Raw genomic sequence first — 21775 nt, 5'->3', positions numbered from 1 at the left:
CATGACAAAAAAGCCCTTCCGCCTCTCGCCCTACCAGGTGCAGTTCCTGATCGTCGTCGGCTTCGCATCCGTCGGATATGCGCTCTATCTGCGCTACCTCGCGATCGAGTTGTCGCAGACCGCGCTCGCCTGCGACGCCGGGCTTCAGACGCTGCTCTGCAAGGGCCGCGCGGTCTCGACCGTGCTGTTCAAGAATTCGGTGTTCGGGATCGTCGCGCTCGTGGTGGCGACGCTGAACCTGATGCGGCCGTCGATCGTGCTGCTCACCGTCGGCATCGTCGCCGCCGGTCTCGGCATCGTGCTCTACAACGTCGTGCTGTCGGGCCTTGCGATCGGCCTGTTCATTCTTGGGTTTGCTCGGCCCGCGCCCGCCACAGCGTGAGCGCGAACAAGAGATAGATCGTGCAGGTCCACAGCGACTGCCAATTGTCGCGGCCTTCGTTGAACAGCACAAAGACCGCCGACAGGGCCAGCACGCCCGCGAACACGGATTCGGCGATCGGACGCTGGCCGATCTGCGGCCGGTTCAGCATCAGAGCTGCGAACGGCACCACCGCCATCGTCAGCGAGGCGTAGGGGAAATCCTTGTAGCGCGGGTCGAACACGAAGCCGAGCGCGGTCGCGGCCGCGATCACCGCCGCCACCGCCAGCGTCAGGCCGAGCACGGCGGTGAGCTTCGACCATTTGCGGCCCTCGCGCGGGCCGAGCAGATCGAGGAAGGTCGGAAGGCTGCGGCCGATCACCATGGCCTGCGCGCAGAAGATCGGCGACAGGATGCCGGCCAGGAGCAGCGCGCCCCAGAGCAGCCAGCCGGCGACGCCGTAGCTCTCGTAATACATCTTGTCGGCGCCGATCCCGAGCAGGCTCCCCGCCGTCGTCGCCGAGATTCCGACACCGAGCCAGGCCGAGAAGCGCGGCGTCCACGGCCGGCGGCGCAGCGTGATGATGGCAACCGCGAACACCAGCACGGACAGGGCCATGCCGGCGCCCATGTACCATTTCCAGTACGGAAAATTGCTGATCGGCTCGCCGGGCGGATATTTCAGGCTCCGGCGCACCGAGTCATAGAGGCCCCAATAGCCGCCGACGGTGCCCTCCAGCTTGCGCTTCCAGGGCTGGTCGTAGGACTCGATCAGATTGACGCGGAACTTCTGCGACTTGGCGAGGCCCAGGATTTCCGAGACCACCCGCGCCTGGTTGGTGCGTGACGGCAGCGCGCCGTCGCGCATCCGCCCCTCGCTCGGCCAGCCGGTCTCGCCGATCAGGATTTCCTTGCCGGGAAACGCCACCACCATGCGCTCGCGGATCGTCTCGACATGAGAGGACGCGAATTTCGCCTTGACCGGAAAATCCTCCCAATAGGGCAGGATGTGGATGGTGACGAAGTCGACGGCGTCGGCGACCTCGCGGTTCTTGAGCCAGTACTCCCAGACATCGGCATAGGTGACGGGCACGCTGACCTGGGTCTTCACCAGGCGGATGATGGAGACGAGGTCCGCCGTCGTCATCTCGCCGCGCAGCAGCACCTCGTTGCCGACGATGAGCGTGGTGATGATTCCGGGAAATTGCTTGGCGAGGCGGATGGCAAGCCCGGCCTGCTCGTAGTTCTTGGTGCGGTTGCTGGAGAGCCAGATGCCCTGCAGCACCTTCAGCCCGCCGACCTTGGCGGCGATCGCCGGCACTTGGTCGAGCCCGTTCTCCATCGAATAGGTCCGGACGCAGTCGGTGATCTCCTTGAGCTGGCGCAGGTCCTGCTCGATCTGCTCGGCCTCGATATGGGTCCACGCCTCCAGCGGCGTCTGCTCGCCGCGGAACGGCGCGTAGGAGACGCATTGGACCTTGTCGGCGGGATCGATCGGGGCGCGCGCGAGCGTGATCGGCGTCGCCAACCACCACCACACGGCAGCAATCGCACCCAGTGAAACGAGCAAGAGCGCCAGTGGCGTACGAAGAGAAATCGGTTCCGTCCTCCGCGAAGGGTCCGTCGATTACCTGCTTGCACGCCATCTGCCAAGGGGGTGCTCTGGTGAGGAGACGCTCCTCCCCCAAAGGAATCGGGCTGCGGCGGTTCGACCGGGACGTAGCATCGTGACTTTGCTGGACAAAATTCCAAATACAGGCCATGGACTCCGAAAGACTTTTCCGCCGCAATGGAGACCCATTTGGACGCCATCACCGGCGCGTCCGCGGGATCCTGACGCGGACGGGCAGCGGATACATTGGGGAATTCATGCGGCAACGGGTGTTCGAGTCACGAAATGCGGTCCTGCGGCAGTTCGCCGCCACCTTGGCGGTTTCCTGCCTTCTCGTTTTCGCCGGCTTCAGTGGCGCCTCCGCCCAGAGCGGCACGCCGGCCCCGGACCAGGGCAAGGCCGCCGCCCAGCCCGCCGATGCCGCCAAGGACGCCGCCCAGAACCAGCGCCGCACCGACGAGTTCGCCGAAGCCGCCCAGGTCATCAACGGCCCGGCCGGCAACCCGGAATGCGTCTGGCTCGGCCGGCGCGTGGTCCGGCTGATGTGGCGGGATGACCTCGATACCGCGTTCCGCCATCTCGACCTCTATGACCGCTTCGGTTGCCCCGGCGGCCATATCCAGGCGGCGTTCCGCTGCCTGACCCGGTTCGGCGGCCAGATCGACCCCAAGGTCGCCGAGACCCTGGACAGCCGCGTGCACGCCTGCTGGATCAACCCGGCCGCACAGCCGCAGCAGGCGGCCGCCGCGGCGTCTCAGCCCGCCGCCCCGGCGGCCAACAATGGCCAGCCGCAGCCCGCCGCCAGCCCCTCGCCGGCGGCCAGCCCGACGCCGGCCCCCCAGAAATAGGCGGGGTCGAACAGCCCAGATCGTTTCAGCTGTCGTTCAGGAACGATCGGCCATAGACGCGGTTGGCACTGCCGCGCGTCCTGCAGAAAAGGCCCATGCCCTGATAAGGACATGAGGCCATGACAGTTGAGAAACCGCGCGGCAGAGATATGCTCCCTTTGCCGCGGACTTGGTCGGATCTCGGGGTCGGATCCGCTTCCCTGCCACCTCAGCCCCTTTTGGTTTAGCCGCGATGCGCGTTGTCGCCGCCGTTCTGTTGCTCGTGTCCGCGCTCCACGCAGGACTGTGGGGAGTCTTGCGCGACAAGGAACCCGCGCCCGACTTCAAAGGTCTGCTGCCCAGCGTTTCCTACGCGCCGTTCGAGGGCTCGGCTCACCCCGACATCGACAACATCCCCACGGTCGAGAAAATCCGCGCCGACCTGAAGACGCTGTCGACCATGACGCGCGCCATCCGCCTCTATTCGTCAACGGGCGGTGTGGAACTGGTGCCGCCGATCGCAGCCGAGTTCGGCCTCAAGGTCACGGTCGGCGCCTGGATCGACAAGGACAAGGATCGCAACGAGCGCGAGATCAAGGCCGCCATCGAGCTGGCCCGCAAGAACAGCAACGTCGTCGGCGTCGTCGTCGGCAACGAGGTGATCTACCGCGGCGAGCAGAAGGTCGAAGACCTCATCGACATGATCAAGAAGGTGAAGGGCTCCGTCCGCGTGCCCGTCACGACCGGCGAGATCTGGAACATCTGGCGCGACAATCCCGACCTCGGCTCCAGCGTCGATTTCATCGCCGCCCACGTGCTGCCCTATTGGGAAAACTTCCGCTCGGACCAGGCCGTGGACCAGGCCGTGGACCGCTACAACCTCTTGCGCAACCTGTTCCCCGGCAAGCGCATCGTGATCGCCGAGTTCGGCTGGCCGAGCCAGGGCTACAATTTGCGGAACGCCGATCCGGGCCCGTTCCAGCAGGCGCTGATCCTGCGCAACTTCGTCAGCCGCGCCGAAGCCATCGGCATGGAATACAACATCGTCGAAGCCATCGATCAGCCCTGGAAGTTCTTCGAAGGCGGCGTCGGTCCATATTGGGGCATCCTCAACGCCAGCCGCGAGCCGAAATTCGCCTGGACCGGTCCGGTCGAGAATCCCGAATATTGGAAGCTGATGGCCATCGCGCTCCTGGTCGGCGTGCTGCTGTCGTTGCCGATCCTGCGGATTGAAAAGGCCACCGCGAAGCAGGCGTTCCTGTTGTCGGCGACCGCCAACGGCGTCGGCGCCTGGGCCGCGACCGTGTTCGCGTTCTGGAACAGCCACTATTTCATATTCGGCTCGGCCTTTGCGTTGACGCTCGGCATGATCCTGCTCGTTCCCCTCGTGCTCATCGCGATGGCGCGCATCGACGAGATCGCGGCGGTTGCCTTCGGCCGGCCGCCGCAGCGGCTGATCACCAAGGACAAGCCGGTCGAGAACGTGCCCGAGGCTTACTGCCCCAAGGTATCGATCCACATCCCCGCTTATTTCGAGCCGGTCGACATGCTCAAGCAGACGCTGGATGCGCTGTCGCGGCTGAACTATCCGAACTACGAATGCGTGGTCATCATCAACAACACGCCGGATCCCGCATTCTGGCAGCCGATCCAGGACCATTGCCGCGCGCTCGGTGAACGCTTCAAGTTCATCAACGCCGAGAAGGTGCAGGGCTTCAAGGCCGGCGCGCTGCGCATCGCGATGGACCGCACCGCTGTCGATGCCGAGATCATCGGCATCCTCGATGCCGACTATGTCGTCGAGCCCGACTGGCTGAAGGACCTCGTGCCCGCTTTCGCCGATCCGCGTGTCGGCCTCGTGCAGGCGCCGCAGGAGCACCGCGACGGCGATCTGTCGATCATGCACTACATCATGAACGGCGAATATGCCGGCTTCTTCGACATCGGCATGGTCCAGCGCAACGAGCTCAACGCCGTCATCGTGCACGGCACGATGTGCCTGATCCGCCGCGCGGCGATGGACATGGCCGGCGGCTGGTCAAGCGACACGATTTGCGAGGATTCCGATCTCGGCCTCGCGATCCAGGAGCTCGGCTGGACCACCCACTACACCAACACCCGCTACGGCGCGGGCCTGCTGCCCGACACCTACGAGGCCTTCAAGAAGCAGCGGCACCGCTGGGCCTATGGCGGCCTGCAGATCGTCAAGAAGCACTGGCGCCGCTTCCTGCCCGGCGCGAGCCGGCTGACCTCCGACCAGAAGCGCGAATATGGTCTCGGCTGGCTGAACTGGCTGGGTGCCGAAAGCCTCGGCGTGGTGGTGGCGCTGCTCAACCTCGTCTGGGTGCCGATCGTCGCCTTCGCCGACATCGCCATTCCCGACAAGATCCTGACGCTGCCGATCATCGGCGCCTTCGTCGTCTCGCTCGCGCACTTCCTGTCGATGTACCGTGCCCGTGTCGCCATCAAGCCCGGCCAGATGCTGGGCGCCATGATCGCGGCGATGAGCGTGCAGTGGACGGTATCGCGCGCGGTGGCGCAGGGTCTCATCACCGAGCACATCGCCTTCGCCCGTACCTCCAAGGGCGGCCTCAGCCGCATGTCGATCGAGTTCCAGGCGTTCTGGGAGGCCGTGATCGGCACCCTCCTCCTGGTCGGCGCCGGCGTCCTGATCGCCTCCAACAGCTTCCGCCAGATCACCGAGATCTACATCTTCGCCGGCGTGCTGGTGCTGCAGAGCCTGCCGTTCCTCGCTGCCGTCGCGATCGCCATCCTCGAGCTGAGCCGGATCAACTCGTTCCAGTTCTGGCACGACAGCGCGATCCGCACCGCCGAGCTGATCGGCCTGCGCCCGGTGGCCCTGCCGCCGGTGGGCGCACCGCAGCCCGTGCCGAACGAGGTGCGGCGCGAGACGAAGTAATCGAACCTTGCGGACCTCGTGACCAGAAGTCACGCGGTCTTCGAGGTGGATGACGTCCCGCCAATCGAATTGAAAATCCCGGTTTAAGCCGCGGATTACGCGAGCAAATCCCCGCCCGTGCCACGACTTTCGGCAGCTATGCCCGCTATTGACCTCAGCGCCCCATCCCCCTACACAGCCCGAGCCGAAAGCATGATCCGGAAACAGCCGGTTTTCCCCGCGACGCAAGTCTAAGCGCAGCGGCAAGACATGCTTCTCGAATGTCCGAACACGATGGCGATCTCTTCGAAGCCATCAGCGGCCATGGGAGCGCGTAGCTCAGCCGGTAGAGCACGTGACTTTTAATCACGGGGTCCTGGGTTCGAGCCCCAGCGCGCTCACCAAATACTGACAGTATCTTCGGGGTTGAGCTTCCGTACGAAGAGCGAAGACGAACAAAAAGGACGTACGAGCTCGCGTAGCCCGGGTTAAAGTGCCGCAGCTCGAAGGATGCTGCAGCTCACGCGAACAGCTTGTCGATGTCGTCCTGGGAAATCGCCACGCCCGGCCGCTTCGGACCCTCCATCAAGTTCGGTGCGCTCGGAACAGCAAGCTCCGCGGCCATCCGCGCCAGCTCCTCTTTTCCCCACATCCGGACCAGCCTGTTGATGTGCTCTTCAATGAACTGCAGCGACTTGACGACTCGCGTGATCCGCTGACCTGTGAGATCCTGAAACGCGCAGGCCTCGAACACGTTGTTCGTGCTATCGACGATCTCGCCGCATACCGCTGCGACAGTCGGCTCGTCGACGCCCTGCAACTTCGCCACGCTGGCGCTGATCGCCTCCATGCTTTCGAGGATCGCGTTCCCGGCTGCCTCCGTATTCTCGACGATCGCGTCGAGGGTGTCTGCCATCGTCGCGAAACTGCCTTTGCTGTTGCCTTGAAGAGCGGCGAATTCCCGCCGCATGCTGCTGATGTGGCCGAACATCTCGACCAAATGCGTTTTCAGCACCGTCTCTTCTTGCGACGTAATCATCAGAAATCCCCCGGCGGTGGCGACTTGCCCTTCGTGTGCCACAGCAATCTATGGCGGCTTCGAAAGGAAGCTTCGAATGAGTGGACGCATTTTCGCGCGTTCAACTTTCGTGGACCACCAAAGCAAGCGAGCGTTAAATAAGCGGTAAAGCCGCCCCCCTCTGCGAAAGAGAGCCGTTTCCGGATCAATGCGCCTTTCGAGCACGAGGGGCCAGGAGCGAGCTGGAAATCGAGACCGTTGTCGATCGCGGCAAAACGGTCACGGCGGAGCGCCGCGCGCCTGGTGCGCCCTAACCCCTTGGCATTGCGACCCGATACAGCAGTTAACGCCCTGTTTAAGGGCCGATGCTAGTCCTCGGAGCGGCCTGACCGGGGCCTGAACAATCTGTCCCGAATGTGCGTTTTCGTTGCGTAGGAGAGCAAGATGGCAGTTGATCTGTCGATGCCTGTCTTGGTGGTAGACGACTACAGCACCATGATCCGAATCATCCGAAATCTCCTCAAGCAGCTCGGTTTCGAGAATGTCGACGACGCCAGCGATGGATCGGCCGCACTCAACAAGATGCGCGCCAAGAAATACGGCCTCGTCATCTCGGACTGGAACATGGAGCCGATGACCGGCTATGACCTGCTGCGGGAGGTCCGCGCCGACACCAATCTCGCCACCACGCCGTTCATCATGATCACGGCGGAATCGAAGACCGAGAACGTCATTGCCGCCAAGAAGGCGGGCGTGAACAACTATATCGTCAAGCCGTTCAACGCCGCCACGCTGAAAACCAAGATCGAGGCGGTCTTCCCCGAGATGGCAGGCGTCTAGTCCAGCCAATGCTGGATGCGCTTCCATGAGCCGTTCCCGGAGCTGGAAGCTCACTCCAAGCCGCCGTCGGCTGAGGACTTGAACGGCTTTTCCGGGCAGCGCTAACAAATCGCGTTACGCAGACTTGGTATTATTCGGCGGTGCGTTTGCGCGCCATGGATTTAGAGCTCAATAAATCCGAAGTGCCGTTCATGCGACGCCGACTTCGTCAACGCGCATGCAACGGCCCCTTCCTCGCAAGTGAGCCCGCCAGATTCCGATAGACTCCAGTAGTCGCCCCGAGATGAACTCCCCGCAGCGCGCTCCTATTGTGCCTGACCTCTCCTGGGCATTTTGGCGATGGTTTGCGTATCGAAGGACAGTCCGCCCGTTTTGATCTGCACCGCGTGCAGACGACCGATGACTTTCCTGGCCACGCTGCCGGCCATCTTCACGCTGCCCGGCGCGCATGCCTACCAGTGCCGTCCCTGTCTGCGGGTGGACACCATCCCGCTGGGGTGAGGCTGGATCGGCCGTGATCGCGCGCTCAATCGCTTGATCGTCGGAGCGCCCTCACACAGCCTGCGATGTGAGCTGGGATCAAGCGTCGGCCTTGCTACCCCGGCAAAGCTCGGCGATGATCCTCACTCGCGAAAGGGCAGTCAGGCCGCCTCGCTTCTTTCAAGGTCTGAGGTATGCGGTGGGCCGTACCACTCTAGACGATATGGAGCGCAACCCGTCTGGATGGCGCATCCAAGATGTGGAGACGATCTGCGCCCTTCACGGCGCCAAATGCGTCCCGCCACGCGGTGGAGGCTCGCACTACAAGATTTCGAAGCCCGGAAAGGTTGAAATCCTGACCGTGCCTTTTAAACGGCCGATTAAGCCGATATATATCAAGAAGCTGGTAGCCTTCCTGCGAGATTGAGACCGTATGGGCGAGCGTCCGCACTACAAGATCATCATCGAACCGTTGTCGGAGGAAGACGGCGGCGGCTTCGTTGCGACCGTGCCCGACCTTCCCGGCTGCATGTCCGACGGAGCGACCGAGTTCGAAGCGGTGCAGAATGTGCAGGATGCAATCGCATGTTGGATCGAAGCGGCCGAGGAAGATGATCGTCCGATCCCCGTTCCCCCGCACCTCCGTCGCGCGGCGGCCGGTTAATTCCATCGCACCTGCCGGGGCGTACCTGTCGATAAGCGAGGCGTTCTGGCTAGCCCCCTCGCCCCGCCCCACCCCAAAATCCCGGCTGACAACCCGCCTGAAACGTGTAGGATTCCCCCAAATCGGAGGAGCGGCATGTTTGAAATCAACGGTTTCGACACGGCTGGCGTCGTCAGCCTCAAGCGGCCTTCACTGGCGGCAGCCCTCAAGAAGGCCAGGGAACTGGTCGAGGACGGCTGCTGGGACGTGCAGGTCGTGGACCCCGCAGGCCGCGTCTACACCTCGTTCGAGGAGCAAGCGGCCTAGCTCCGCCACCCTTCAGCCAACCTGCTCAACGCGGCAACGCCCGGACAGCCCCGCAGAGGCGGCCCGGGCGCGATCCTGCGCCGCTGTGACGGTTGCGGTCAGAACGTCAGCTTCACCCGCGCCGCGCCGGTATAGGCCTGGCTGTTTGCGGCGAACTCGCCGTCGAAGGTCGTCGTCAAGGTCAGGCTCGGAGTGAACCAGGTCGTGAGGCCGAGCGAGACGGCGGCCGCGTTGGGCTTGGACTTGGCGCCCGTGGTGGTGAAGTCCGAACCGGGGATGCCGGTCAGGAAGGCCGTGGTCTGGGTCGCCTGCGTGTAGTAATGCGCCCAGCCCGCTCTCGCGAAACCCTGCATAGCGAGCCCGCCGAACTCCGTGGTGCCGCGGGCGTCGAGGCCGAGGGTCGAGCGCGTGGTCGTGCCGGTCTGGCCCTGGACCGTGAGGCCCCCGACCGCAGCACCGCCAGCGATGGCGTCCTGTTCACTGAAGCCTGGCGTGCGCATGCTGTGCGCGTCGAAGGCGGCATAGGGCGAGAAGGCGACGCGGGCCAGACGGGCCACCTCGAAGGCCGCCTCGATGCGTCCGCTCCACACCGTCGGCCGGTAGCGGCCGGTCACGTCGGTGAGCCCGAGAACGGGGATCGCGCGATGCGTCGTCACGTCCATCCAGGAGAAGGCGGTCGCCGCCGTCAGCGTCAGGGCGCCGCTCCGCGTCGTGCCATAGGTGCCGAACTGCGCCACGTTAGCGGAAGACGAGCCGAGACCGCTGCCGAGCGAGGTCGAAGCCGAACCGCCGGCCGCGGCAATGCCGATCATCGTCGCCGGGCTGAAGCGGATGTCGACACCGCTGACGAATTGCGTGGCGCGCGTCGAGGAGCGGGCCGAGCCGACTTCGGCATCGCCGCTGGTCGTCCGGTAGGAGGTGACCGGGCCGCCCCAGACGCTGTAGGTCGGGCCAAAGCCGCGCGCCGGACCCATCGCCTTGTCGATGGCGCCGACGCCGGCCGGCCGCGACATCGAGGCATAGGCGAGCTGCGGATTGGCGGAGGGATCGCGTCCCTCGCCGTGAATGTCCGTCATCGCGCCGAGGAACTGGCCGGAGACCTGAACGCCCATCCTCTGGACGGACGAATGCACTTCGCCGGTCAGCTGGTTGAGCTCGGAATCCAGCATCTCGTCGGTCGAGTTATAGAGCGCGAACAGCGGATTCATGTTGGCGCCCGCGGCGGCTGCGTTGTCGATCGCCACCGCCACCTTGTCCCTGTCGGTCCGTGCCACCGAGTTGGCCGGTGTCGTCGTGGTGACGGCCGTCGTCACCGTCGTCGTGCCGCCCGACGTCGTCGTGGTTGAGGTTGGCGTCACCGCCTTGGTCGGATTCTCCGACAGCGTGGCGAGCCGGCCCGGCGTCAGCGTCATCTGCACTTGCGAGCCCGTATAGGTGACGGTGGTCACGAGGCCCGCACCGACCAGCGCGCGGTCGAAGGTGCCGAAGGTGCCGTTGACGCCGCCGGTCGCGGACAGCAGCGTATAGGGCGTGCTGAACGAATAGGAGCCGCCGAGCGTCTGCGCCTTCAACGTACCGGCGAGATCGGCCGTGCCGGTGACCCTGACGAGATCCGAGGTCGCGCCATGAACGCTGGCAAGGTACATGCCGGTGGCGCCGAAGGTGAGATCGCCGTTGATGGTCAGCGTCTGCGGCGTGCCGAGACCGAGCCTGCCGTTGACGATCGTCGTGCCGACCTGGCCCGAACCGCCGAAGATGCCGCCCTGCTCCACCGTGACCTGGGAGACGATCGAGCCGGTGACGGCAAGCGCACCGCCCAGAACCGTCGTCGCACCGGTGTAGGTACTGTTGCCCGACAGGGTCAGCGTGCCGGCGCCGGTCTTGGTGAGACCGCCCGGCCCGAAGATGTCGTTGCCAAAGGTCGAGCTGTAGCCGCGCGTATCGAGCGTCGCGGTGGTGACGAAGGCGCCGTAGCCCTTCACCGCCGCGCCCGCGTTGACGAGACCCCAGCCATAGGTCGTGTCCGGCGTGATGCTGCCGGCGGTGCGGGTGCCGAGCGGCGTCGCCGTCGTCAGCAGTGTTTGCTGCAGGTCGTAATTGGTGAACCAGGAATAGGCCTGCTTGACCAGCGCGGCAACGCCGGCAACCGTCGGTGCGGCATAGGACGTGCCGGAACCCGAGCTGTAGTTCGCGCCATTGGCGCTGGCGAGCGTGCTTCCGGCGAGATTGCCGGTGCCGACCGTCGTCGCGCCGGTGAGATCGCCGGGAGCAACGAGACACCAGGCCGCCGCCGATCCGCAATTGTTGCTGTACGACGTCGTGACGTTGTTGGCATCGACCGCGCCGACGGCGAGCCAGCCGTTCTGGATCCCGCTGACGACTTTCGGCATGCCGGCGAGGATATCCGGCGACGGCTGCTTTTCATTGCCCGTGGCGAAAATCAGGAGCGCGCCGTTGGCCACAGCCGTTTGTGCCGCGGCTGCAAACTTCGGAAGCTCGGCCACGGCAGCCGCCGGCGTGTAGTCGTCGACGTTGCACTTGGCGCCGCCGTTCTGCGCCGAGTTGGTGCCCGTCGCGCAATTGTTGTTGCCGAGGCTGAGATTGATGATCTTGACGCCCTCGTCGACGAGACCGGTCACCGCTATGCCGAGCTGCTCATCGAAGGTGCCGGGAGGGCCGCCGTTGGTGTTGATCGCCGCGACATAGAGGCTCGCGTCGAAGGCCGAGCCATGCATGCCGGAGCCGTTGCGCGCGCCGGCGATCAGGCTGGAAACGATGCTGCCGTGGCTGCCGGTCGTGTCGGAATCGCTGTTCTGGCCCGCTGGCATCATCGTATATGCACTCGCGTCGGTCGCGGACGGATTGAATGCGGTGGTGAAGCGCACGCCGCCCGCGAACTTACCCGCCGTCGTAAATTCGGCGTTCCGGAGATCGATGCCGGAATCGACGACCCCCACCGTCACGCCCTTGCCGGTAAAGCCCGCGGCATAGGCCGCAGCCGCGTTGATCTGGCTGAGAGCACCCGAGGCGAAATATTCCGGCGTCTGAAATGACGCCGCCGATTGCGCGGCGGCGGGCGTCGTCGCCACGGCGGGGAAAAGCGTCAATGCGGCGGCGGGCAATGCGGTGCGCCAGCGCGGGGCATCGTGCCGGCTAATCTTCTTCACCATCGAAAGTCATTCCTAATTTGGCGAGGCACTGTTCAACGTTCCATCACTGCGTGATCGAAAATATCCCGGGGGTTACCAGGCAGGAGTGGGGGGACCCCTCCTGCCTGGCGACCGGCAATAGATGGCGCCCGTCGCAGCGCGTGAATGCGCGTGCAACGTGCTAAACGTGAAGGGCTCGTACAGGCAGAACCATGCGGCAGATCGTGTCCGATCGCGGCCATGCCTCTGGAGACTGAGCGAGATCCTTCGCCAGTTCCCTTACGCCATTCCTATTTGCCGCAATACAGGGACATCGCCGGCAACGATCAACGGCGATTGATGTACAAAAAGCGGCGCAGTCCGCAGCCGCGGGGACCCGCGGAGGTCACACGATCCGACGCCGATTGGCGATCGCGAATGGATTGATCGCAGGTCATCGCAGCGTGCGATTAAGCCGTTCGTCGCTGACGAAGATGCGCGTGCATGCGGCACAGGCAACGTGAATGCCCGGGCCTTCGCCGCGCCGAAGCGGCTTCGGCCGCGCGAGCGGGACGAGCCCGAACATCACGATCTCAGGTGACGTTCAAATGTGATGACCTGCCTCACTGTCGAGAGGCAGTCGGGCTCACGCCTCAGCTCTCAGGAGCGGACGTCGCAGCCGGCACGCTCAGCGGAGCGCCGCCGACCGAAACAGGCCCCAGCGGTCCCACCGGTCCCAGAGGTTTGGACTCCCGGACCATTCGCTTGCGCATCGCGACGGATAGCCCGTAGCGCGCATGCGCTTTTCGAACTGAGGACGTGACATCCGACATCGTCATCGTGCTTTGCAGCGCATCGATCTTGGCCATCAGCGTCGACAGTTGCGATGAGATCTTCTTCACGTCGACCCGCTCGTCGGTGATGCTCTGCCGCAGCGACAGCAGCAGCATTGAATCCTGCTGCAGCAAGACCGAGTTCTGATCCGACGCCTGATTGTTCTGCTGCAGCATCGCGGTGTGTTGCTGCTGGGCTGCCTGAATGTCCTTCAACGCAGCGACGACGGGATCCGGCTTTGGCTCGGACGCCTCCAGACGCGGAAGCATCTCGGCCAATCGGCTAACGTTCAGCGACGAAAAATCGGTTGGCGACGTATAGATGGCCGCCGCGCCGTTAATGGCGAGAGCACAAACCGAAAAGGCCAGGATCGATTTGCGGCTGGACCGCTTGACCGGCTCCGGAGCCTCGAGCGTGTCGGATTCATGCGCTGACGCGGCGTCGGCCAGTGCGACTGCGTCGAGTTCTTCGGCGAAGTTTGCCGTTTCCAATGTCGTGGTCACGTGCATGAACCCCAATGAGCGAGCAACAGGCAGCCGCCCCTGGAACGTCCTCGCGACGAGTCCTTGTACGCAGCACCCTTACACAACTGCCTAAAATTGTGAGCATTTTGGATTAATTCCACGTTAGCGCCCGCGCCCGTCGCCCCCGGGCCGATTACGGGGGGGCGGAGCGAAGAGCAGAGGCGCACACGGGGGCTGCTGCAGGGTGGGCAAAGCAAAGCGTGCCCACGTGTCTTTCGCCGGATCGGAAAGATCGTGGGCACCGCGCTTCGCGCCTTTGCCCACCCTAGGGCGGCCCTTCCTGGGTTAGCGCCCTCGACAGCGGCTTTTCGAAGATCGCATCATGCCGCTGTTTTGCCCGACGGCGCAAATTCGCGTTTTCGCCGGATTCAAAACACCTGACGCCAGCGGCACTTAGCTACTGTGCATGGGGTTGTTTTCGCAAGTTTTGCCTTAGGCCCTAGCCTTCGTCCAGCAGCTCCAACAGTTCCTCGACGCGCGCGAACGGCGCGTCCTGCATCTTGGCGTGATAGACGATGCGATCGCCGTCGCGCTGCAATGACCGTCCCCGCGATTTCCGCAAGCGTCCGGGCAGGAACGTCGCGGCGGCCGCCTCGGGGCCGACGTCGAGGCGAATGATCCCTCTTCGCTTGCATTCGAGCCTGAGCCTGGCCGCGGCGAAGAAGTCGCGCGCGACCTTCGGCAGCGGGCCGAAGCGACGGGAGGTTTCCTCCTCGAGGTCTTCGAGGTCGTCCTCGTCCGTGCAGCGCGCTGCGCGCGCATAGAGCTCGAGGCGCACCGGCTCGGACTGCACATAGGTCTCGGGCAGCATGTCCGCGACCGGCAGGTTCAGGTCGGGCACCCACACCGCCTGCCCCTCGTCGAGCTTCTCCGAGGCCATCTTCAGCAGATGGCTGTAGAGCACGGGCCCGAACACATGGACGTGGCCGGATTGCTCCTCGGAGAACAGGTCGCCTGCGCCTCTGAGATCGAGGTCGCGCTCGCTGATGGCAAAGCCGGCGCCGGGCTTGCTGAACTCCTCGAGCACGGCGAGCCGCTTCTCGGATTGTCCGGACGCCGTCTCGGTCAACAGATGGGCGAAGGCACGGATGCCGCCACGGCCGACGCGGCCGCGCAGCTGATGCAGCTGGGCGAGTCCGAACTTCTCCGGCCAGCACACCACGATGGTGTTGGCGCGGGGGATGTCGAGGCCGCTCTCGACGATGTTGGTCGCGAGCAGCACGTCCGCCCTGCCCTCGACGAAGCTCATCATGCGGTCGTCGATCTCGTCGGCCGCCAATCTGCCGTGCAGGCAGACGATACGCAGGTCGCCGGCCACCGCCTGCACCCGCGCCAGCATCGGATCGAGATCCTGGATGCGCGGGCAGATCAGAAAACTCTGGCCGTGGCGGCGCTGCTCGCGCAGCAGCGCCGAGGCGATGGCCGCATCCGACAACGGCGCAATGCGCGTCGCGACCGGCAGCCGGTGTACCGGGGGCGAGGCGATCACGCTGAGGTCGCGGAAGCCGGCAAGGCCGGCGGCGAGCGTGCGCGGGATCGGCGTCGCGCTCATCATCAGCACGTGGACGTTCTTGGCGAGGCCCGCGAGCTTGGCCTTCTCGGCCGCGCCGAAATGCTGCTCCTCGTCGATGATGACGAGGCCGAGATCGTCGAACTTCACGTCCTTGGCCGTGAGCGCCTGCGTGCCGACCACGACCTTGATCCGGCCGCTGCGCAGTCCCTCCTTGGTCTCCCGCAGCGCTGCGCCGGAGGTCGCGCGCGACAAATTGCCGACCTCGATGCCGAATGGCGCAAAGCGCTTCTGGAAAGTCGCGACATGCTGCCTGGCCAGCACCGTCGTCGGCACCGCGATCGCCACCTGCTTGCCCGACAGCACCACGGCGGCCGCCGCCCGCAGCGCCACCTCGGTCTTGCCGAAGCCGACGTCGCCGCAGATCACCCGGTCCATGGGATGGCCGGAGGCGAGATCGTCCAGCACGTCGCGGATCGCCTTGGCCTGGTCGATCGTCGTGAAGTACGGGAAACGCGCGACGAACTTCTCGTAGGCCGATCCCGGCGGCACCAGCTTTTCGCCGCGTCGCTTGCGGCGCTGGCTGATGTGCTTGGCCAGCGCCTTGCCGGCGATCTGGATCTCGCGCTCGGCTTCGGTCCGGCGCGCCCACCATGTGCTGCCGTCCGCCTTGTCGAGCGAAAGCTTGCCGAGCTCGGCCGCGTAAGGCCACATCATGGCGAGATCGGAGGGCGGCACCAGCACCGCATTGTCGCCGGCGAATTTCAGGCGGATCAACTCCCGCAGGCCGCTGCCGGTGTTCACGCTCTGCAAGCCGTCGAGCACGCCGAGGCCGCGCTGGAGATGGATCACCACCGTGCCCTGCTCGGGCACGTCGGCATGGTCGAAGGCCGCGCTCCAGGCGCGCGCCATCGGCTGCGGATGGTGCGCGCGGCTGCCGAGCACATCGGACGCCGTGACGACGACGAGCGGCTTCTTGCCCGGCACGACGAAGCCTGCGTCGAAATCGGCCAGCAGCGCCGCCTCGCCGCCGCGTCCCCGCGCCGCTTCGTCCCAGTCCTCGCAGCGCTGCGCCTTGACGCCGCTCATGCGTTCCATCACGCGCAGATCTTCCTCCTGCGCGGCGACGAGAACCAGCCGCGATCCGGCACGGCGCGTTTCCTCGACGAAGGCCCGCAGCGCTTTCCGGGCGGACGTCAGCTTGGAAAACTCCGGAATGGTCTGGAAGGACGAGGCGCGCGGCAGCACCTTCATGCCTTTGGAGAGCTGCTTCCAGTCACGCCGTCCGAGATATTCGCGCTCACGCTCCCCGCGCGGCGCGGCTTCCTCGATCGTGTCGAGCCAAACGTCGGCGTGCACACGGACCCCCGCATCGGCGACCCATTTGGCGCGCCCGCAATAGTCGAAGAGCGTCGCGCGCTTGCCGCGCTTGGCGGCGAGGCCAAGCCGCTCCGACATGGGATCGACGAGAAGCTCCTTGGTCTCGAAGATGATGTTGTGTTCGTTCGGATCGAACGCCACGATGCGCTCGATCGCGCGCTCCGAATGTTCGATCCGGAACGGCCCCAGCGCGCCCGCGGGAAATATCTCGAAGGTCTGGCCATGAAACAGCGCGCCGCCGGGATAGTCCGGCTCGTCGTCGAGATCGTATCCGAGGGCCTCGAGGCGCGTCTCGAGCTCGCGCTCGGAGAATGCGCCGCCCACCTTCAAGCTCAGGCTCAGCCGCGACAGGCTGGCCGGCGGCGGCAGGCGCTCCATCACGGCTTCCGCGGTCGAGACGAGGAAGACGGGCTTCTTGGATTTTGCAAGGCGCCTCAGCACGGAGGCCCGGCGCCCCGCCAGCTCGTGCGAGGGCTCGAGCTGATCGAACGGCAAGGTGTTCAAGCGCGGAAACACCAGGACCTCGCAGGACGCGTCGAGCGCGTGGATGACGCTGCCCAGCCGCTCCGCCCTGTTCTCGTTCTCGGCCAGAAAAACCAGGCCGCTGCGCCCGGACTCTTTCCATTGCGCAAGCAGATGCAGAGCCAGCACACCGAGCGGCGAGGACGAGGAGATCGCGCCGCGCTGTGCCCCTTTGCTCGTCCTGGTCGACGTCTCTTTTGGCAACGCCTTCTTCGGCGGCGTTTTCTTCGGGGGCGCCTTCTTCGGGAGCTTCTTCTTCGGAAGGGCCTTGGCCACCCGCGCCTTCTTGGTCTGCCTCACGTGAATCCGTTTCTGGTCGTAAACCGTCGTCAACCGAACGCCAGCCGCCCTCATTCCGATTCGGCGACTTCGCGCCATGCATATGGGATTTGGTCTGTGAACGCACGCCTGCTGGCAACGTTCGGCACAGCGCTGCGATCCCGCTACCGGGGGCGTTTTGATCGACCCATGGACCGGAACTAAGGCGGCGCGGCCCCTGCGCCTGTCGATGCGGCGCCTGGCGCGGTCGTGAACACACGGCGCGCCAGAAGACACGAAAAACCCCAGCGCTTGGAGCCACGCTGGGGCGTTTCGTTCAAAATGAATTGGTTAAGCAATGACGTCTTCATAGCAGCGATTTCACCGCGCGCTTGTGAACTGGTTCACATGCCTTGAAAGCAAACGACCTCGGGCTTACCGAGGTCGCCAACCTTTGTGGGGAAGGTTTTCTCGCGGCCCGGGGGCTTTGGGGCTTGGGACGGGCCGGGAGCCGGGATTCGACGCCAGCCGAGCAAAGTCGTTCCAAACCGTTTCGACCGATAGCGCTCGGGCGACCCGCGGGGGCCGGCAGACTGGAGTGGGATACCGCATTCCGCCTTTGAGCCCGCACGTGGCGCGCGCTACGATGGCGTTTTTACGGAGGCTCATTTGAAACCATTCATTTTCATCGCCGCCATCGCCCTGCTGGCGACGGCGCCCGCCCGCTCACAGCCGCTGGTCGATCCGAACAAGGTTGCTCCCGAATACCGCGAGGCCGCCGAGAAGCGCCGGGCCGAGCAATTGCGCCAGCGCGAATGCGCGCTGAAAGCAGATCTCGAGAAGGTGCTGCCGAGGGATCGCACCGCGTTCCTCAACCAGTGCCTGGACGCGATGGCCGCCAAGCAATAGCGGCCGTCTGCAACGGGGTGTTCCACCGCCCGGCACGGCCGGCCGATGACGCTTGGCCGCGCACCTCGTGCGACATCCGGCCGCCCGGGCCTTCAAGCTTTCTTCAGACATTTGGGATGAGCTGCGGATCCATTTTCAAAGTCATTGTTGTCCGCGCATGAGTTCGGTTCAGGTTCAATGCACCCGGTGCAAGGGCGTGTTCCGCGATCGCGCGGGGCGCCTGCAGGACGGCTATTCCAGGCAGTGTCCGAGTTGCGAAGTGGTGCTGTTCTTCGCCGAGGACTCCCAGCATCCGTTCATCAAGCGCGCGATGCGCAGTGCGCGCACGGTCCGCAAGCAGATGCGCGAGCTCGAGGCCGCGAAGCGTGCGGCGCCCGAAGCACAGGCCCAGTCGCGCAGGTTTGCGGGGCGGACGCGAGCGGCGGAACGCGAGGACTAGCTCAGCCTCGCGGCTGCTTCCTCGGAAACAGCCGGTCGCGGATGTAGCGCGAGGTCGGCGTCAGGCGGATGCCGCGTGGCTTCTGCCAGGCGGCGCGATCGATCTCCTTCTTGTCGCCGATCGCCAGCTTGCCCTTGGCCATCTTGGCGATGAAGATCGCGTCGCTCATCTTGCGGCCGGAGCGCTTGTTCCGTGCCTTCACTTCTTTCCAGAGGCTGATCCTGCCGAGCTTCAGCTTGGGCAGTTCCTCCCTGATCTCCCGCCGCAGGCAGTCCTTATCGGATTCGCGCGCACGCTTGCGGCCGCCCGGGAACATCCAAAGCCCGTCCGACCGACGCCTGACCAACAATACCTTGCCGCGCTTTGCGGCAACCAGCTTGGAAGACTTCGCCATCGCTGCCGTCATTGAAACAGAATCGTCCCAATCGTAACTTGTCTAGTCGAACAGACAAGTTCGCGGCGCGCCTTGATCACAGGCTGCGCGCCGTCGGCTCTGGCGGCCGCGGCGGGGATCGCGGAAGGGCGTCAGCCCTTGGTCGCCCCTGCCCGGTCCTCGGTCCTGATCCAGGCCATCATGATCTCCCAGGCCACCGACAGGATGATGGGCCCGATGAACAGGCCGACGATGCCGTGGGCGAGCGTGCCGCCGATCACGCCGACGAAGATCACGATGGTCGGCGTGGTCAGGCCGCGTCCCATGACCAGCGGCTTCAGCATCGTGTCGATGAAACCGACGACGACGAGAAACACGGTGAGGAGCAGCGCGACGGTGACGTCCTTGGCGGTCCAGATCCAGATGATCACCGGCAGCAACACGAGGAAGGCGCCGATCTGCACGATCGAGAGCAGCAGCACGATGAAGGCGAGCAGGCCTGCGCTTGGCACGGCGGCGAGCTTGAAGCCGATGCCGGCGAGCAACGCCTGCACGATCGCAACGCCGATCACGCCCTGCGCCACGGCGCGGATGGTTGCTCCCGCGAGCGACAGGAAATGCTCGCTCTGCTCGGGCACGATGCGAAACAGGAAGCCGCGGCCGGCCGCGACGAACCTCGGCCCATGCGGAAACAGGAAGCCGGCCACGAAAACCGAGACCAGGAATTGCAGTGTGCCGACGCCGGCATCGCCCGCGAGCGAAAGCAACGGCCCCGCCAGCGGCTGAAGATACGGCGCCACCTCGCGCACCACCGCGCGGATATTGGTGTAGGCCTGGTCCCAGAGCTCGTAGAGCCAGGGGCCGACCAGCGGCCACGATTTGAGCTGCTCGGGCGCGGATTGCAGCGCCAGATCGCCGGTGCCGAGCTGCTGGGCCAGCTCACGCACGCCGTCCACGGCGCTGATACCGAGCCAGGTCGCCGGGCCGATGACGATGCCGAGCGTGATCAGCGTCAGGATGATCGCTGCGGTCCTGGGCCTTCCGCCAAGGACTTTGGCGACCCAGCTGAACGTCGGATAGAACGCAACCGCGAGCACGCCGCTCCAGGCCAGGATCGGCACGAACGGGCGGATGATCAGGAAGGTCCAGATGATCAGCAGGGCGAGCAGGCCGAGCCGGACCACGAGCTGGATGATGTCCTCTCCCGTCAGGAGCTGACGGAGACTTTTCACGGGCACTGCTTTCCTTGCGGCATGAACGCGGGTTCCGGCGCTGGCACCCCGAGGTTATTGCCAGCCCCGCATCGGCCGTCAAGACGAGAGGGCCAGCTCCCTGCCCGCCGTTAGGAACGCTTCGGCCCCCTTTGGCATTCCGAGACGATGGGACGCCGCTCCAAAGAGCCTGACACGCACGCCGGAGTTCACCGCGGCGTCCACTATTCGCTGAAGCACAACGCCGCGCCCGGCTATTGGCGCTATGCCTATGCCATCGGCGACAGGGTTCGCGCCGGGCGGGTGCAAGGCAGGCTCCCGCTGCTCGCCATCCGGCGCGTGCAGATGCGCATCGACCGTGACATGCGCGTCCCCGGGCGCGAGAACTGATCTGGTGAACAGCCTCGCTAGCGGGGCCCGCGGCTAGAAGTGATAATTCACGCCGATCGTTCCCGTCTGGATGTTCAGCTTCACGTTGGCCGGCGTCACGGCCAGATTGCCGGTCGTCACCGGCTGTTCGGTGATCGCGCCAAAGCCCGTGTAATTGTACTCGGCCCTCGCCGACCAGTTCGGCATGAACATCCATTCGACGCCGCCGCCGGCGAGCCAGCCTGTGCGATTGAAGGCGCCCGAGGCGGAGCCGGCAAGCGCGCCGGCAAGGCCGTTGTTGGCGCTGTATTTGTCACGGGTGAAGGCCGCGCCGCCCTTGGCGTAAAGCAGCACGCGGTCGAATGCGACACCGAAGCGTCCGGCGACCGTGGCAATGTAGTCGTTCTTGAGCGACAGGTTGAAGCCGGCGCCGCCGCCGAACGGTCCTCCGGCGTTCAGCGTGACGCTCGACCAGGCGCCGGTGCCCTCGAGGCCGATCACGAAATTGCTGATCTGGTAGTTGCCGCCGATCTGGCCACCGACCACCCCGCCGCTGGCCGTGACCGAGCTCCAGGTCGAGGTCGGATCGGTCGGATCGATGCCGGTCCATTTGCTCCAGGCGCCGCCGCCATGCGCACCGATATAGAAACCGGTCCAGGTGAAGACCGGCGCCGGCACACCCGCCTTCACCGGCGCAGGCGCGATGATATCGGCGGCGAATGCCGGCGCTGCCAGCGACAGCAGCGCAGCCGTCACGACGAGCTTCATCCCCATGGTCTCATCCCCCTTTGACGCGCCTCCCGACCGAGGCGACCGGCGTAAAATCTAGCTGCCTCATCAAGTGCGCGCTTGGACCTGCCGGCGGCACGGTTTGGACTGACCGGCGCTGCGCGGACCGGGAAAATCCTGCAATATCCGGGGCGTTCGGCCCTTTTTGACTAACGGCGATTAACCGGATTTCGGCCGATCGGTTTACGCCGCTGCAAAGGCCCGCCCCTACCCTGAAGCGAGGTCCCAACAAACATTGCGTGTAATGGCCAACAGCATCTGGACAATCGAAGAATTCACCTGCACCGGCTGCAGCATGAATTACACCGCGACCAGGGAGGAGCACAGCGAAGCGCATGCCGGCTCCTTCAAATGCACCATCTGCAGCGGCGTCGTGCACGCCTGGTCCGGCAAGCACCACTTCTTCGGCTGGCAGGCGGTGAAGACCAAGCCGCCGGTGTTCGGACGGCGCTGGGCCGGCGCCGGCTGGTAGGCCGGAACAAGGGCGCCTTTCGTCATTGCGGCCTGCGTCAACTGCGGCTT

The 21775-nt window shown here is 65.1% G+C and carries 19 protein-coding genes and 1 tRNA gene; 11 read left to right on the top strand and 9 right to left on the bottom strand.

The features are described from left to right. Position 1 precedes the first annotated feature (1 nt). Positions 2 to 382: a hypothetical protein gene (locus tag QRQ56_RS06155; protein ID WP_438738366.1), complete on the top strand. Its 381-nt coding sequence runs from the start codon at positions 2 to 4 to the stop codon at positions 380 to 382. On the opposite strand, the gene QRQ56_RS06150 is transcribed toward QRQ56_RS06155, so the two are convergent. Further along, positions 342 to 1901, bottom strand: coding sequence for a beta-(1-6) glucans synthase (locus QRQ56_RS06150; protein WP_438738365.1), 1560 nt, complete (start codon positions 1899 to 1901; stop codon positions 342 to 344). The genes QRQ56_RS06155 and QRQ56_RS06150 overlap by 41 nt on opposite strands. A 329-nt stretch (positions 1902 to 2230) precedes the next feature. Between QRQ56_RS06150 and QRQ56_RS06145 the strand changes: the two genes are divergently transcribed. The 3 genes from QRQ56_RS06145 (at position 2231) to QRQ56_RS06135 (ending at position 6103) form a co-directional block, all read left to right on the top strand. Further along, positions 2231 to 2821 (top strand): beta-1-3, beta-1-6-glucan biosynthesis protein, encoded by a 591-nt coding sequence (locus QRQ56_RS06145; protein ID WP_438738363.1) that lies wholly within the window; start codon positions 2231 to 2233, stop codon positions 2819 to 2821. Between the two features lie 232 nt (positions 2822 to 3053). Further along, positions 3054 to 5720, top strand: a complete 2667-nt coding sequence (locus tag QRQ56_RS06140) for a glycosyltransferase (protein ID WP_438738361.1) — start codon at positions 3054 to 3056, stop codon at positions 5718 to 5720. A 307-nt stretch (positions 5721 to 6027) separates the two neighbouring features. Continuing rightward, a tRNA-Lys gene (locus tag QRQ56_RS06135) sits at positions 6028 to 6103 on the top strand. 116 nt (positions 6104 to 6219) lie between these two features. Here the strand turns inward: QRQ56_RS06135 and QRQ56_RS06130 are convergent. Beyond that, on the bottom strand, positions 6220 to 6738 hold the full coding sequence (locus QRQ56_RS06130; protein WP_438738360.1) for a protein phosphatase CheZ: 519 nt from the start codon (positions 6736 to 6738) through the stop codon (positions 6220 to 6222). Positions 6739 to 7161: 423 nt separating this feature from the next. Here QRQ56_RS06130 and QRQ56_RS06125 point away from each other — a divergent pair, with 423 nt between their 5' ends. The 3 genes from QRQ56_RS06125 (at position 7162) to QRQ56_RS06115 (ending at position 9007) form a co-directional block, all read left to right on the top strand. Continuing rightward, positions 7162 to 7557, top strand: a complete 396-nt coding sequence (locus tag QRQ56_RS06125; RefSeq protein WP_097662292.1) for a response regulator — start codon at positions 7162 to 7164, stop codon at positions 7555 to 7557. 913 nt (positions 7558 to 8470) lie between these two features. Then, entirely contained in the window at positions 8471 to 8701 is a 231-nt protein-coding gene (locus QRQ56_RS06120) for a type II toxin-antitoxin system HicB family antitoxin (RefSeq protein WP_438738358.1), read from the top strand. A gap of 135 nt (positions 8702 to 8836) precedes the next feature. Beyond that, positions 8837 to 9007: a hypothetical protein gene (locus tag QRQ56_RS06115; RefSeq protein ID WP_198964218.1), complete on the top strand. Its 171-nt coding sequence runs from the start codon at positions 8837 to 8839 to the stop codon at positions 9005 to 9007. Positions 9008 to 9105: 98 nt separating this feature from the next. Here the strand turns inward: QRQ56_RS06115 and QRQ56_RS06110 are convergent, their stop codons facing one another. The 4 genes from QRQ56_RS06110 to QRQ56_RS06095 form a co-directional block, all read right to left on the bottom strand. Then, a complete protein-coding gene (locus QRQ56_RS06110) occupies positions 9106 to 12177 on the bottom strand; it encodes a S8 family serine peptidase (protein WP_438738356.1) in 3072 nt (1023 codons plus the stop codon). A 412-nt stretch (positions 12178 to 12589) separates the two neighbouring features. Then, positions 12590 to 12721 (bottom strand): hypothetical protein, encoded by a 132-nt coding sequence (locus QRQ56_RS06105; protein WP_438738354.1) that lies wholly within the window; start codon positions 12719 to 12721, stop codon positions 12590 to 12592. Positions 12722 to 12788: 67 nt separating this feature from the next. After that, the gene (locus QRQ56_RS06100) at positions 12789 to 13478 is read right to left on the bottom strand and encodes a hypothetical protein (RefSeq protein WP_438738353.1); all 690 of its coding nucleotides are present in this window, start codon (positions 13476 to 13478) and stop codon (positions 12789 to 12791) included. Between the two features lie 454 nt (positions 13479 to 13932). Then, on the bottom strand, positions 13933 to 17034 hold the full coding sequence (locus QRQ56_RS06095; RefSeq protein WP_438740088.1) for a DEAD/DEAH box helicase: 3102 nt from the start codon (positions 17032 to 17034) through the stop codon (positions 13933 to 13935). Between the two features lie 798 nt (positions 17035 to 17832). Here QRQ56_RS06095 and QRQ56_RS06090 point away from each other — a divergent pair. After that, on the top strand, positions 17833 to 18072 hold the full coding sequence (locus QRQ56_RS06090; RefSeq protein ID WP_438738351.1) for a hypothetical protein: 240 nt from the start codon (positions 17833 to 17835) through the stop codon (positions 18070 to 18072). A gap of 52 nt (positions 18073 to 18124) precedes the next feature. Next, positions 18125 to 18511, top strand: a complete 387-nt coding sequence (locus tag QRQ56_RS06085; RefSeq protein WP_438738350.1) for a hypothetical protein — start codon at positions 18125 to 18127, stop codon at positions 18509 to 18511. A gap of 1 nt (position 18512) precedes the next feature. Here QRQ56_RS06085 and QRQ56_RS06080 read toward each other — a convergent pair whose 3' ends face one another. Then, a complete protein-coding gene (locus tag QRQ56_RS06080) occupies positions 18513 to 18905 on the bottom strand; it encodes an NUDIX hydrolase (protein ID WP_438738349.1) in 393 nt (130 codons plus the stop codon). Positions 18906 to 19036: 131 nt separating this feature from the next. Continuing rightward, positions 19037 to 20122 (bottom strand): AI-2E family transporter, encoded by a 1086-nt coding sequence (locus QRQ56_RS06075; protein WP_438738348.1) that lies wholly within the window; start codon positions 20120 to 20122, stop codon positions 19037 to 19039. 141 nt (positions 20123 to 20263) lie between these two features. Between QRQ56_RS06075 and QRQ56_RS06070 the strand changes: the two genes are divergently transcribed. Further along, positions 20264 to 20485 (top strand): hypothetical protein, encoded by a 222-nt coding sequence (locus QRQ56_RS06070; RefSeq protein WP_438738346.1) that lies wholly within the window; start codon positions 20264 to 20266, stop codon positions 20483 to 20485. 33 nt (positions 20486 to 20518) lie between these two features. On the opposite strand, the gene QRQ56_RS06065 is transcribed toward QRQ56_RS06070, so the two are convergent. Continuing rightward, on the bottom strand, positions 20519 to 21238 hold the full coding sequence (locus tag QRQ56_RS06065) for an outer membrane protein (RefSeq protein ID WP_438738344.1): 720 nt from the start codon (positions 21236 to 21238) through the stop codon (positions 20519 to 20521). A 259-nt stretch (positions 21239 to 21497) separates the two neighbouring features. Here QRQ56_RS06065 and QRQ56_RS06060 point away from each other — a divergent pair, with 259 nt between their 5' ends. Continuing rightward, positions 21498 to 21725, top strand: coding sequence for a hypothetical protein (locus QRQ56_RS06060; RefSeq protein ID WP_438738342.1), 228 nt, complete (start codon positions 21498 to 21500; stop codon positions 21723 to 21725). Positions 21726 to 21775 lie beyond the last annotated feature (50 nt).

The organism is Bradyrhizobium sp. U531 (genome assembly GCF_051710265.1).
Lineage (GTDB): Bacteria > Pseudomonadota > Alphaproteobacteria > Rhizobiales > Xanthobacteraceae > Bradyrhizobium.
The sequence above is the reverse complement of the archived record's forward strand: the minus strand, read 5'-3'. Positions and strand labels throughout refer to the sequence as shown.